Origin of the sequence: Cryobacterium inferilacus (assembly GCF_019599185.1) — a bacterium.
GTDB lineage: Bacteria > Actinomycetota > Actinomycetes > Actinomycetales > Microbacteriaceae > Cryobacterium > Cryobacterium inferilacus.
In genome coordinates, this window is sequence record NZ_JAIEUL010000008.1 from 35,612 (window position 1) to 49,280 (window position 13,669).

The following is a 13,669-nucleotide window of genomic DNA, read 5'->3' on the forward strand; positions in this document are numbered from 1 at the left end:
TCCGCCTGTCGCGAACACCCGGCAGACCCCGTACACGCCTCTTAAGGAGCCTGGTGGCCCTCTTCACCGATGATTCACCCCGAGGCCCCGGCCGTACCCACCGTGGCTCCCGGCCGGGCTGGGTGGTGCTGGGCATTGCGCTGGTCACCGGGCTGGCCCTGGCGATCGTGCCGTCACCGTACGTGGTCGAAAAGCCCGGCCCGGTGTACAACACCCTCGGCGCTGCGGACTACGAGGGGGAGGAGCGGGACCTCATCTCCATCCCGGACGAGACCGTCTACCCCACAGAGGGTTCCCTCGACCTGCTCACGGTGTCGGTGCTGGGCAACCCGGAGAACCGCCTGAACTGGCTCACCGTCGCTGCCGCCTGGCTCGACCCCAGCCAGGCCGTCGTGCCGATGGATGCCGTCTTCCCGGCCGACGAGACCACCGAGGACCGCGAAGAGGCCAACCAGGTGGCGATGGTCAACTCCCAGCAGGACTCCATCGCCGCGGCACTGACCAGCCTGGGCTACGAGTACCCGAGCGAACTCAGCGTCGTGTCGCTGGCCGATGACGCCGCCGCGACCGGCCTGATCGAACCCGGCGACCTGATCACGGCCGTCAACGGCGAGGGCGTGGCCGACATCACCGCCCTGCGCGAGGCGCTGACGGCCAGCGGCGCAGACCGGCCGGCCACGATCGGCCTGACCCGGGACGGTGCCGACCTGAGCGTGGACGTGACCCCCGTCGAGGTCGACGGCGCCGTGGTGCTGGGCATCAACGTCAAGTCCGACTACCAGTTCCCGGTCGACGTCGAGATCCAGCTCGACAAGGTGGGCGGCCCGAGCGCCGGCATGATGTTCGCACTGGGCATCATCGACAAACTCACCCCGGGGGCCATTCAAGGCGGGGCGGATGTCGCCGGCACCGGAACAATCAACCAGGCCGGCGCCGTGGGCGCCATCGGCGGCATCCGGCAGAAGCTGTTCGGCGCCCAGGACGCCGGGGCCGAGTGGTTCCTGGCCCCGACCGCGAACTGCGACGAGGTCACCGGCCATGTGCCGGACGGGCTGACCGTGCTGGCCGTGAGCACCCTTGACGAGGCGCTTACGGCGCTGGAAGCCATCCGCACCGACGCGGATACCAGCGCCCTGCCCACCTGCCCCGCGGCCTGATAGCGGAGGCGGTTCTGGGTGAGCCCTCAGCGAACTGGGGGTTTGCCCAGAGGAGGCTTGCATAGAATGAGGGTCTGACCCCCGATCTATCAGAGCAAGAGGCCAATTCGTGACCACATCATCCGCCGGAAGCGCTCCACGTCGGAGCCGTGCCCCGCTCGCCATCACGGCAGCGATAATCGCCGGGTTGGTGATCTTATTCTTCATCTTCGCGGGGTTGTACGCGGATGTGTTGTGGTTCGATCAGCTCGGCTTCCTCAGCGTCCTGACCACCCAGTGGATCGCCGGCGCCGCTCTGTTCGTGATCGGGTTCCTCGGCATGGCCGTGCCGGTCTGGGTGAGCATCCAGGTCGCCTACCGGATGCGCCCCGTCTACGCGAAGCTGAACTCCTCGGTTGATCGCTACCAGCAGGTGATCGAGCCGCTGCGGCGCCTCGCGATGTACGGCATCCCCGCCCTGCTCGGTCTCTTCGCCGGCGTCGCCGCCGCGACGCGCTGGCAGACCATTCTGATGTGGCTCAACCGCACGGAGGCCGGCACCACAGACCCGCAGTTCGGCTTCGACGTGTCGTTCTACCTCTTCGACCTGCCGTTCTACCAGTCGGTTCTGGCGTTCAGCTCGGCCGTGGTGCTCATCTCCGCCCTCGTCGCGCTGGCCACCTCGTACCTGTACGGCGCCATCCGCGTCACCGGCCGTGAGGTCTACGTGGCCAAGGCCGCCCGCGTGCAGATCGCCGTCACCGCGGCCGTCTACCTGCTGCTGCAGGCTGTGAGCATCTGGCTCGACCAGTACTCCACCCTCACCCAGGCCAACGAACTCATCACCGGCGCCGGTTACACCGACGTCAACGCCACCATCCCCGGCCGGGCCATCCTCGCCGGTGCCGCGGTCTTCGTCGCCATCCTGTTCCTCATCACCGCCTTCATCGGCCGCTGGCGTCTGCCGGTGATCGGCACCGCGCTGCTGATCGTGAGCAGCCTGCTGATCGGTTCGCTCTACCCCTGGGTCGTGCAGCGCTTCCAGGTCGACCCGAGCGCCAGAACCCTCGAGGCTCCGTACATTCAGAAGAACATCGACCTCACCCGGGACGCCTACGGTGTGGCCGACATCGAGGAGATTCCCTACACCGCCGAGACCGAAGCCACCGCGGGCGCCCTGCGCGAGGACGCCCAGACCACGGCCAACATCCGAATCCTCGACCCGGCCCTGGTCAGTGACGCGTTCGCCCAGCTCGAGCAGTTCCGCCAGTTCTACCAGTTCCCGAGCAACCTCGACGTCGACCGCTACACGATCGACGGCGAATCCCAGGACACCGTGGTCGCCGTGCGTGACCTCGACCTCTCCGGCCTGAGCAGCGAGACCTGGGTCAACTCCACAGTGGTCTACACGCACGGGTACGGTGTGGTCGCCGCCTACGGCAACCAGCGTTCGGCCGACGGCCAGCCGGTCTTCCTCGAGGGCGGCATCCCCACCTCCGGTGCGCTCGGCGACTTCGAGCCGCGGGTGTACTTCGGCGAATCCTCGCCCACCTACTCCATCGTCGGCGCCCCAGAGGGCACCGACCCGGTCGAGCTGGACTACCCGTCCGGTGAGGACGGCGCCCAGCAGACCTACACGACCTTCAGCGGCGACGGTGGGCCCAGCCTGAACGGTGCCTTCAACAAGCTGATCTACGCGCTCAAGTTCCAGTCCGAGCAGATCTTCCTCGCGAACGCCGTCAACGACGAGTCGCAGATTCTCTACGACCGTGACCCGATCACGCGCGTGCAGAAGGTGGCGCCGTACCTCACCCTCGACTCCGACCCGTATCCCACGGTCGTCGATGGTCGGGTCAAGTGGGTTGTCGACGCGTACACGACGTCGGCCACCTACCCGTACTCCACCGGAGTCAGCCTGAGCGACGCGATCGCCGACACCGAAACGCCCGAGCAGCCGTTCGCGCTGGACAACATCAACTACATGCGCAACTCGATCAAGGCCACGGTGGACGCCTACGACGGCTCCGTCACCCTGTACGCCTGGGACGAGGAGGACCCGCTGCTGCAGACCTGGCAGAAGATCTTCCCGTCGACCGTCGAGCCGATGAGCGAGATGAGCGGTGACCTGATGAGCCACGTTCGCTACCCGGCGGACATGTTCAAGGTGCAGCGCGCCATCCTCGGCAAGTACCACGTCACCGACCCCGGTACCTTCTACTCCGAGAACGACGCCTGGACCACTCCGAACGACCCCGTGTCGCCGAGCACCAACACCACTCTGCAGCCGCCGTACTACCTGACGATGCAGATGCCCGGCCAGGAGTCGCCGTCGTTCTCGCTGTACTCCACGTTCATCCCTGACGCCACCGGCGAGACCACCCGTAACGTGCTGACGGGCTACCTGGCAGCGGATGCCGACGCGGGCAATGTCGACGGCGAACGGGACGAGGACTACGGCGCACTGCGGCTGTTGACCCTGCCGAACGACGTCACGGTGCCCGGCCCCGGCCAGGTGCAGGCGCAGTTCAACGGTGATCCCACCATCTCCGCCGAGCTGAACCTGCTGCGTCAGGGCCAGTCCACGGTGCTCAACGGCAACCTGCTCACCCTGCCCGTCGGTGGTGGCCTGCTCTACGTGCAGCCCGTCTACGTGCGGTCCACCGGTGAGACCAGCTACCCGCTGCTGCAGAAGGTGCTCGTCGCGTTCGGCGACCAGATCGCCTTCGAGGACACCCTGGACAGCGCGCTCAACGTGCTGTTCGAGGGCGAATCGGGAGCGAACGCCGGCGACACGGACGTTCCGCCGGCCGTCGAGACCGACGGCGAGACAGCCCCCGAGACGGATGGCGACGGCACCGAGACGCCCAGCACCGACACCGGTGACCCGGCGACGGATGCGCAGCTGAAGACGCTCCTCGACGTGGCCAAGCAGGCCATGGCCGAGAAGCAGGCCGCGCTGACGGCCGGCGACTTCGCCGCATACGGTGTCGCAGACGAGAAGCTCTCCGAGACCGTCGACAGCATGCTGGCACTGCTCGGCGAGCAGTAACCAGCACGCCCCTAGCGGGTGTCGCACCGGGGTTCCTCCCGGCGCGGCACCCGCTTTGCTGTGGCCCGGAGCGCGACGCGCCCGGGACGGGGCACCGATTCGAGGGGCTTGGGGAACTGTGGTAACTTAGTTCTTGTAGCGCGGGGTGGAGCAGTTCGGTAGCTCGCTGGGCTCATAACCCAGAGGTCGTAGGTTCAAATCCTGCCCCCGCAACAGAAACAAAAATCCCGGTCTCGAAAGAGGCCGGGATTTTTGCGTTAACCACGAGTGCTACGCCCTGGAGAGGGCGGCCAGCGCGGGGATGCCGATCGGCTCTTCCGGCAGCAACGGCACGATCGCCGTGCGCTCGGCCAGACGAGAGCACACCTCGTCGATCTCGGGCAGTTCGTTCGCGGCCCTACGCTGCAGCAGCGCCGAGGTGGGCGCGGCCGCTGCGATGGAATTGTTCACGATCCATGCCCACGGTTCGATCCCGGCCCGGCGCAGGTCGTCCTGCAGGCCGGCGGCCTCCAGTACCGGGGTCGTCTCGGCGAGGGTGACCAGCAGCACCTTGGTCTGGGCCGGGTCCTGCAACTTCATCATCGGGGTGACGAAGTGCATCGTGCTGCCCATCTGACGCGAGACCTCGCGGTGGTACGAACCGGTCGCATCCAGCAGCAGCAGCGTGTGCCCGGTGGGCGCGGTGTCGAGCACCACGAACTTGTTCTTGGCCTCCCGGGTCACCCGGGAGAAGGCCTGGAACACGGCGATCTCCTCGGTGCACGGCGATCGCAGGTCTTCCCGCAGCATGTCCAGGCCCTGCTCGTCGAGCTGTGCGCCCTTGGTGGCCAGCACGTGCTCGGTGTAGCGCTCGACCTCCACCGCCGGGTCGATCCGGGAGACCTCGAGGTTGGCGAGTTCGCCGGAGAGGGTGTCGGACAGGTGCGCCGCCGGGTCGGTGGTGGTGAGGTGCACGGCGAATCCGCGATCGGCCAGAGCCACCGCCACTGCGGCCGCCAGGGTGGTCTTGCCCACCCCGCCCTTGCCCATCAGCATCACCAGACCGTGGCCGTCGGCGGCGATCTGGTCGACCAGCGCCGCCAGGCTCCGCTCGCCGACCTGCCCCGCTTCGGACGAGCTGCCCCGGTGTGCCGGCGCGGCTCGCCCGGATGCGGGCAGGTCGGTGGTGGGCGCGGCGGCGTGGGGGAGGAGCGCGCGGAGCGCGGGCAGCCCCACCATATTGGTGGCCATCAGCGGCAGGTAGTCCGTGGGCAGATCGACCAGGGTGGGGTCGCGGGCGTCGAGGGCGCGCTGCTCGCGTCGACGGATGGCGGCGGCCAGTGGATCGTCTGCTGCCTCGCCGGGCAGAACCCCGTTCACCACCAGGTACTGCCTGGCCATGCCCATGGCAGCCAGCTCGGCGTGAGTGCGGGCGGCCTCGGCCAGGGTGGACTGCTGGGCCCGGGCGACAAGAACCAGCCGGGTGCGCTCCGGGTCGCCGAGCGCGGCCACGGCCTGCGCGTACACCGCACGCTGCTTCTCCAGGCCAGACAACGGACCCAGGCAGGACGGGTCGCCCTTGCCCGCGGTGAGGAACTCGGTCCAGTCGCCGGGCAGCTGCAGCAGCCGGATGGTGTGCCCGGTCGGCGCGGTGTCGAAGACGATGTGATCGTACGCGGCCGTCCAAGCGGCATCCGTGAGCAGATCGGTGAACTCGTTGAACGACGCGATCTCGGTGGTGCAGGCGCCAGAGAGCTGCTCCTCGATCGAGGCGACCTCCGCGGCGGGCAACAGCCCACGCACCGGGCCCACGATGCGTTCGCGGTACTGCTCAACGGCCTGCTCCGGGTCGATCTCCAGCGCGGCCAGGCCGGGCACGGCCGCAATGGGTGTGACGGTGTTGCCGATGCTGACGCCGAACACCTGGCCCACGTTCGAGGCCGGGTCGGTGCTGACCAGCAGCACGGATGCGCCGCTCACCGCCAGCCGGATCGCACTCGCGCAGGCGATCGAGGTCTTGCCCACGCCGCCCTTGCCGGTGAAGAAGAGGAACCGCGGGGCATCGGTCAGGAAGGCCGGCGCAACGCGGGCGTCGGTGTCGGAGAGGGTGGCGCTGCCGAGGGACATCAGCAGCAGCTCTCGGCGGCGGCCCCGCCACAACAGCCGTCGGCGGCGGCCGGAGCTGCGGTGAGCAGCGACGGCCGATCCTCGGCCGCGGGGGCACCCAAACCGGCCCACTTCGCCAGCTCGGGGCGGGACGGGTACCGACCGGTGAGCACGGTGGCGCCGTCGACCATCGTCACCGGCAGGCCCTCCTGGCCCACGGTGTGCAGAAAGGCGCGCACGGTCTCGTTCTCGGCGAACGCGAGCGGCTCCTGGGCCAGGTTGAACCGGCGCACGCTACCGCCGACCGAGGTGGCCCAGTCGATGTCGGCCGACACCGTGACGAGCTGCTGGTCGACGTCGACGCCGCAAATGCCGGTGCCGCAGCACAGGCCGGGTTCGAAGATCTGGATGGTCGTCATGGGAGCCTCTGATCCGCCGGATGCTTCGACACGGTGTCGCCCGTCCAGCACTCCCATCATATCGATGCCTATCGATTTAGGGCGACAGGTGAACGGCCGTTGAACAACGGGTGTCGAGTGGTGGTCGAAGCTTCCGACGCCGCCGAACCGATCGTGAACCGTCTATATTGACAGGTGTCGATCAATCTCCACCGAAGGAAGCCCCATGTCTGACATCAGCACCGACCCGTCCGCGGCCAAGCCCACCGTTCTGTTCGTCTGCGTGCACAACGCCGGCCGATCCCAGATGGCTGCCGGATACCTTGCCGCGCTCTCCGACGGTCGCGTCGAGGTCCTCTCCGCGGGCTCGGAGCCCAAGGACCAGATCAACCCCGTCGCCATCCAGGCCATGGCCGAAGACGGCATCGACATCGCCGACAACGTGCCCAAGATCCTCACCGTCGAAGCCGTCAAGGACTCCGACGTCGTGATCACCATGGGCTGCGGCGACGCCTGCCCGATTTTCCCCGGCAAGCGCTACGAGGACTGGGAACTGGCGGACCCGGCCGGCCAGGGCATCGAGTCGGTGCGGCCGATCCGCGACGACATCAAGGCGCGCATCCAGAAACTGCTCACCGAGATCCTTCCCGCCTCGGCTTAGTCCCACTCCCAACGACAAGGCGCAAACGCACATGGATGTTTCGGACCGTCGCCCCCTGCCCGGCCTCACCTACCCGGAGGCGTACCTGCACCGTCTCGCCGACGAGCTGTCACTGAAGTTCTCCGGCATTTTCGGGCTCGAGACCGTGGAACGCTACGTGCTCGAGTCGTACACCAGTCTTCTGCGGGGCTCCACGGTGCGGGCCCACGTGGCCGCACGCACGGTGCGGTTCGCCACCGACCGGCTCACCGCTCTCGCCCAGGCCAAGGGCGCAATCGCCAGGGACGTTCCGGAGGTGCTCTTCGTCTGCGAGCAGAACGCCGGTCGCTCCCAGATGGCCGCGGTGCTCACCGCGCACCTCTCCGGTGGTCGGGTGCACGTGCGCAGCGCCGGGTCGATGCCCTCGGGCGAGATCCACGCCACCGTGGTCGAGGCCATGCGCGAACTGGGTCTGGACCTGGGCGAGGAATTCCCCAAGCCGCTCACCGACGACGTGGTGCAGGCCGCCGACGTCGTGGTGACGATGGGCTGCGGCGACGCCTGCCCGGTCTACCCGGGCAAGCGCTACCAGGACTGGGAACTGGCCGACCCGGCCGGCCAGTCCCTGGACGCCGTGCGAGGCATCCGTGAAGAAATTCGTGCCCATGTGGTTGTCTTGCTGAACAGCGTCGGCGTCGAGCCGCAGGCCTTACCCGCCTGAGCCGCTCGCACACGTAGCCCTACCGCAGGAGTACCACCATGGCCGTCGTCGCCATTCTCATTTTTGTGCTCACCCTCACGCTGGTCATCTGGCAACCCAAGGGGTTGGGCATCGGCTGGAGCGCCCTGGGCGGGGCTGTCCTGGCTCTCGTGACCATGGTCGTGCAGCTCTCCGACATCCCCACGGTCATCGACATCGTCTGGAACGCCACCCTCGCCTTCGTGGCGATCGTGCTGATCTCGCTGATTCTGGACGAGAGCGGGTTCTTCGAGTGGGCTGCCCTGCACGTGGCCAGGTGGGGGAGAGGCAACGGGCGGCTGCTCTTCGTTCTGATCGTGCTGCTGGGCGCCGTCATCGCGGCCGTGTTCGCCAACGACGGTGCGGCGCTGATCCTCACCCCGATCGTGATCCAAATGCTCCTGGCGCTGAAGTTCCCGCCGTCGGCAGCACTGGGCTTCGTCATGGCCACCGGGTTCATCGCCGATGCCGGCAGCCTGCCGCTGGTGGTGTCGAACCTGGTCAACATCGTCTCGGCCGACTACTTCGACATCAGCTTCGCCCGATACGCACTGGTCATGGTGCCGGTCGGCATCGTCACCGTCCTCGCCAGCCTGGCCGTGCTGTTCCTCTACTTCCGGAAGACGATCCCCAAGACCTACGACGTGTCCCACCTGCCGGCGCCGGCCACCGCGGTCACCGACGTGGTCACCTTCCGGGCCGGCTGGATCGTGCTGGCTCTGCTGCTGATCGGTTACTTCAGCGCAGACCCCCTGGGCATCCCCTTGTCGGTGATCGCCGGCAGCGCAGCCATCGTGCTCATCCTGGTCGCGGCCCGCCAGCCCCGCTTCCTGTTCCGCCGCGTCGTCGCCGACGCCGAGCGTTCGGCGCTGGCCGCCGAGGCCGGCGTCACGGTTCAGAAGCGCATCTCGGTGCTCACCGTCGTGAAGAACGCACCGTGGCAGATCGTGCTGTTCAGCATCGGCATGTACCTCGTGGTCTACGGTCTGCGCAACCAGGGGCTCACCGATGAACTCGCCAAGGTCTTCGGCTCGTTCAACGACCAGGGTGTGCTCGTGGCCGCCCTCGGTACCGGCATCGTCGTCGCGGTGCTCGCCTCGATGATGAACAACATGCCCACCGTGCTGATCGCCGCCCTGGCCATCGGCGCCGTCGGGGCGAGCGGTCTCACCCATGAGGCCATGGTCTACGCCAACATCATCGGCTCCGACCTGGGCCCGAAGATCACCCCGATCGGCAGCCTGGCCACGCTGCTCTGGCTGCACGTGCTCGACAAGAAGGGCATGCACATCGGCTGGGGTCGGTACTTCCGCACCGGCATCGTGCTCACCATCCCGGTGCTGCTGATCAGCCTGGTCACCCTCGCCGGCTGGCTGATGGTGGTCGGCGTCTAAGACAACCGCGGGCGCCCGCACACGCAGAACGGGCCCGCACGTGAGTGCGGGGCCGTTGTGGTGCAGGTCGAACGGATGCTGCCGTAAGCGGTGAAGCCTACTTGCCGGCCTTACGGGCCGGCTTCTTGGCGTCCACGGCCGGGGCGGCACCCTCTGCACCGGTCTCGAGCGCGGCGTCAACCACGGCTGCGCGTCCGGCGCGAACCTCGGCGAACGACGTGCCGTAGTACGCGGCCTCCATGAGGGTCTTCATGTCGTCCAGCATCGGCATCCGCGGGTTGGCGGGTGCGCACTGGTCGCCGTATGCGCCCATGGCGAGCGAATCGAGACGGCCGATGAACTCGGCCTCCGGCACGCCCTGCGCCTGGAAGGACGGCTTGATGCCGACCTGGTCGCGCAGCTTCTCGACGGCCTTGGCGTACGACTCGACGCCCTCGGCGGGAGTCGAGGCCGGGAGGCCGAGGTGCTTGGCGATCTCCTGGAAGCGCTCCGGGGCGATGTAGTGCTCGTACTTGGGCCAGCTGGTCAGCTTCGTCGGGACGGTGCCGTTGTACCGGATCACGTGCGGCAGGTAGGTCGCGTTGACCCGGCCGTGGATCAGGTGCAGCTGCGCGCCGGTGACGTGCGCCATGGCGTGGACTATGCCCAGGAACGCGTTACCGAAGGCCATACCGGCGATCGAGGCGGCGTTGTGCATCTTCTCGCGTGCCTTGATCACGGTGTCATCGGTGCTGCCGACGGTGCCCTTGACGCTGGCCTCGATGTTCTCGAAGATCAGCTTGATCGCGTGCAGGCAGAGACCGTCGGTGAAGTCGTTCGCGTATACCGACACGTACGCCTCGGTGGCGTGGGTCAGGGCGTCGAAGCCGGAGTCGGCGGCGAGGAACGACGGCATCATGGCCGTGAGCACGGGGTCGATGATCGCGACGGACGGGATCAGCGCGTAGTCGGCCAGCGGGTACTTGACTCCGGTGACGTCATCGGTGATGACGGCGAACGGGGTCATCTCGCTACCGGTACCCGAGGTGGTCGGGATGCAGACCAGCTTGGCGAGTTCACCGAGGTCGGGGAACTTGAACGCGCGCTTGCGCACGTCGAAGAACTTCTCCTTCATGTCGGCGAATTCGATTTCGGGGTGTTCGTACAGCAGCCACATGACCTTCGCGGCGTCCATGGGCGAACCTCCACCGAGGGCGATGATGGTGTCCGGCTTGAAGGCGCGCATTTCCTCTGCGCCCTTCTCGACGGCGGCAACGGTGGGCTCGGGGAGCACGTTGTCGATGATCTGCAGGGCGACGCGGCCCTCGCGGCGGTTGAGCACGTCGAGGATCTTGTCGACGAAGCCCAGGCGGGTCATGGTCGAGTCGGTGACGATGGTGACCCGGCTGACGTCGCGCATGTCGGCCAGGTAGCGCACCGCGTTCGGCTCGAAGTAGGTCTTCGCGGGGATCTTGAACCACTGCAAGTTGTTGTTCCTCCGGCCGATGCGCTTGACGTTGATCAGGTTGATGGCCGACACGTTGTTCGAGACGGAGTTGTGTCCGTACGAGCCACAGCCGAGCGTGAGCGAGGGGATGAACGCGTTGTAGATGTCACCGATGCCACCGAGCGAGCTGGGGGCGTTGGTGATGATGCGAACGGCCTTGACGCGCTTGCCGAACTCCTCGATGATCGCGGGGTTTTCGCTGTGGATCGAGCCGGAGTGGCCGAGGCCGTCGAATTCCACCATCTGCTCGGAGAGCGAGATGCCCTCTTCGGCGTCCTTGGCGTGCATGACGGCGAGAACCGGGGCCAGCTTCTCGCGGGTCATCGGCTCGTGCGGGCCGACTCCGGAGACCTCGACCAGGATGATCGACGTGTCGTCAGGAACGCTGAAACCGGCCTGCTGGGCGATCCACACCGGCGACTTGCCGACGACGTTCGGGTTCAGCTTGGCGCCGGCGCAGTTCTCCGAGTGGGCCTGCACACCGAAGATGAACTCCTCGAGGAGGGCCTTTTCTTCCTTGTTGGTGCGGTAGGCGTGCAGGATGGCGAACTCGGCCATGGCCTCGTTGTAGAGGGGCTCTTCGATGATGACGGCCTGCTCCGAAGCGCAGATCATGCCGTAGTCGAAGGCCTTGGAGAGCACGACGTCGTTGACGGCACGCTTGAGCTTGGCGCTCTTCTCGATGAAGGCGGGCACGTTGCCGGCGCCGACGCCCAGGGCGGGCTTGCCGCAGGAGTACGCGGCGCGGACCATGGCGTTTCCGCCGGTGGCGAGGATCAGGGCCACACCGGGGTGGTTCATCAGTAGGGTGGAGGCCTCGAGGGAGGGCTGTTCGATCCACTGGATGCAGTTGGCGGGTGCGCCTGCTGCGATGGCGGCGTCGCGGACGACGCGGGCGGCGGCTGCGGAGGACTCCTGCGCGGCCGGGTGGAAGCCGAAGATGATGGGGTTGCGGGTCTTGAGCGCGATGAGCGACTTGAAGATCGCGGTGGAGGTACAGTTCGTGACCGGGGTGATGCCACAGATGACGCCGACGGGCTCGGCGATCTCGGTGATGCCGGTCAGTTCGTCGCGGCTGATGATGCCGACGGTCTTGAGGTTCTGCATGGAGTTGGTGACGTGCTCGCACGCGAAGAGGTTCTTCACGGCCTTGTCTTCGAAGACACCACGGCCGGTCTCGGCGACGGCGTGAACGGCGAGCGTGGCGTGCTGGGACAGCGCGGCGACGGAGGCCTTCTTGACGATGAAGTCGATCTGCTCCTGAGTGAAGTCAGCGTAATCCTTCAGCGCGACGTTGCCGGCGGCAACCAAGGTGTCGATCTGCGTAGCTATGGGAGTGGCGACTGGTTGGTCTGTGATCGTCATAGTTTTCCTCCTGGACAACCCGATCTGGGATCTTTGTCTCTGGTTCAAACATAGGCTCCATAAACGCCGGAAACACGGGCCAAAGGTCCCACGTCCAGCCATCCGCAACTGTTGCCCGTGCGGACATTTGCGCCCGGCGCACCGGGACCATTTGTCCGCTTCGGGAACAGTTACGGGCGGGCCGGGCGGGGCGGGCCGGGCGCGGCTAGCGGGCGAGGCCGCGCACGGCGAGCACGGCGTCGTGCACGCGGGCGGCGGTCTCGGTGAGCTCGGCGGCCGTGGTGGTGGCCGAGAGGGTGAAGCGCACGGCGGTCTGGGCGAGGTCGGCCGGGATGCCCAGCGCGGTGAGCACGTGCGACGGCTCGTCGCTGCCGGCGGCGCACGCCGATCCGCTCGAGCAAACGATGTCGAAGCGCTCCAGCTCGAGCAGCACGGCCTCCCCGCCGGTGCCGGCGAAGGTGAACGAGGCGTGGCCGGGCAGGCGGTGCACGGGGTCGCCGGTCAGGGCGGCACCCGGGGTGCCGGCCAGCACCGTGGCCACGAAGGTGTCGCGCAGCCCGGCCAGCCGCTCGGCCAGTTCGAGGCGTTCGGTCTCGGCCAGATCGAGGGCTGTCGCCAGGCCCACGGCGCCGGCCACGTTCTCGGTGCCGCTGCGTTTGCCGCGCTCCTGGCCGCCGCCGTGCAGCACCGGTTCCACGGTGAGCCGGCCGCGCATGAACAGCGCGCCCACGCCCTGCGGCGCGCCGAGCTTGTGCCCGGAGATGCTCAGGGCATCGACACCGAGGTCGGCGACGTTCAGCGGTAGCCAGCCGGCGGCCTGCACGGCATCGGTGTGGAACGGCACACCGTTCGCGCGGGCGACCGCGGCCAGGTCGGCGATCGGCTGCACGGTGCCGATCTCATTGTTGGCGTAGTGCACGGTGACGAGGGTGCTGTCGGGGCGGATGACCCTGGCGAGTTCGACCGGGTCGACGCGGCCGGCGGCATCCGTGGCCAGCATCGTGATCTCGAAGCCGTGCAGCCGGTGCAGGTAGTCGCAGGATTCGAGTACGGCCTCGTGTTCGAGGGCGGTGGTGATGATGTGGCGGCCGCGCGGGTTGCCGAGGGCGAGGCCCTTGATCGCCAGGTTGTCGGCCTCTGTGCCGCCGCTGGTGAGGGTGATCTCGCCCGGGCGGCAGCCCAGCACCCTGGCGATGCGGGTGCGGGCAGACGTGAGTGCGGCCGCGGCCGCCTCGCCCACCCGGTGGTGGCTGGACGGGTTGCCGAAGCCGCGGGTCAGGAGGGGCCAGATCGCCTCGGCGACCTCGCGGCGCAGCGGCGTTGTCGCGGCGTTATCGAGGTAGATCATGGCGGCTTCCTGGCGGCTGGCGGGTGGAT

At 67.7% G+C, this 13,669-nt stretch carries 9 protein-coding genes and 1 tRNA gene; 6 read left to right on the forward strand and 4 right to left on the reverse strand.

Annotated features, from left to right (window positions below; genetic code table 11):
• Positions 1-53 precede the first annotated feature (53 nt).
• The 3 genes from K2F54_RS08870 to K2F54_RS08880 all read left to right on the forward strand — a co-directional run bounded on the left by K2F54_RS08870 (position 54) and on the right by K2F54_RS08880 (position 4,398).
• Entirely contained in the window at positions 54-1,157 is a 1,104-nt protein-coding gene (locus K2F54_RS08870; RefSeq protein ID WP_220605512.1) for a YlbL family protein, read from the forward strand.
• A 109-nt stretch (positions 1,158-1,266) separates the two neighbouring features.
• Positions 1,267-4,185, forward strand: coding sequence for a UPF0182 family membrane protein (locus K2F54_RS08875; RefSeq protein WP_220605513.1), 2,919 nt, complete (start codon positions 1,267-1,269; stop codon positions 4,183-4,185).
• A gap of 139 nt (positions 4,186-4,324) precedes the next feature.
• Positions 4,325-4,398 (forward strand) — tRNA-Met (locus K2F54_RS08880).
• A gap of 57 nt (positions 4,399-4,455) precedes the next feature.
• On the opposite strand, the gene arsA is transcribed toward K2F54_RS08880, so the two are convergent.
• Both arsA and arsD read right to left on the reverse strand, forming a co-directional pair.
• The gene (arsA, locus tag K2F54_RS08885) at positions 4,456-6,291 is read right to left on the reverse strand and encodes an arsenical pump-driving ATPase (RefSeq protein WP_220605514.1); all 1,836 of its coding nucleotides are present in this window, start codon (positions 6,289-6,291) and stop codon (positions 4,456-4,458) included.
• Positions 6,291-6,689: an arsenite efflux transporter metallochaperone ArsD gene (arsD, locus tag K2F54_RS08890; protein ID WP_220605515.1), complete on the reverse strand. Its 399-nt coding sequence runs from the start codon at positions 6,687-6,689 to the stop codon at positions 6,291-6,293. The genes arsA and arsD overlap by 1 nt, the downstream gene beginning before the upstream one ends.
• Positions 6,690-6,894: 205 nt before the next feature.
• On the opposite strand from arsD, the gene K2F54_RS08895 reads away from it, so the two are divergent.
• From K2F54_RS08895 to K2F54_RS08905, 3 genes are read left to right on the forward strand one after another with little or no spacing between them, the layout of a single operon-like run.
• Positions 6,895-7,329 (forward strand): arsenate reductase ArsC, encoded by a 435-nt coding sequence (locus K2F54_RS08895; RefSeq protein ID WP_220605516.1) that lies wholly within the window; start codon positions 6,895-6,897, stop codon positions 7,327-7,329.
• Positions 7,330-7,360: 31 nt separating this feature from the next.
• Positions 7,361-8,029, forward strand: a complete 669-nt coding sequence (locus tag K2F54_RS08900) for an arsenate reductase/protein-tyrosine-phosphatase family protein (protein WP_220605517.1) — start codon at positions 7,361-7,363, stop codon at positions 8,027-8,029.
• A 38-nt stretch (positions 8,030-8,067) separates the two neighbouring features.
• Positions 8,068-9,441: an arsenic transporter gene (locus K2F54_RS08905; RefSeq protein WP_220605518.1), complete on the forward strand. Its 1,374-nt coding sequence runs from the start codon at positions 8,068-8,070 to the stop codon at positions 9,439-9,441.
• 97 nt (positions 9,442-9,538) lie between these two features.
• Here K2F54_RS08905 and adhE read toward each other — a convergent pair whose 3' ends face one another.
• Entirely contained in the window at positions 9,539-12,292 is a 2,754-nt protein-coding gene (gene adhE, locus K2F54_RS08910; protein ID WP_220605519.1) for a bifunctional acetaldehyde-CoA/alcohol dehydrogenase, read from the reverse strand.
• 205 nt (positions 12,293-12,497) lie between these two features.
• Positions 12,498-13,640, reverse strand: a complete 1,143-nt coding sequence (locus tag K2F54_RS08915) for a cysteine desulfurase family protein (protein ID WP_220605520.1) — start codon at positions 13,638-13,640, stop codon at positions 12,498-12,500.
• Positions 13,641-13,669: the final 29 nt, after the last annotated feature.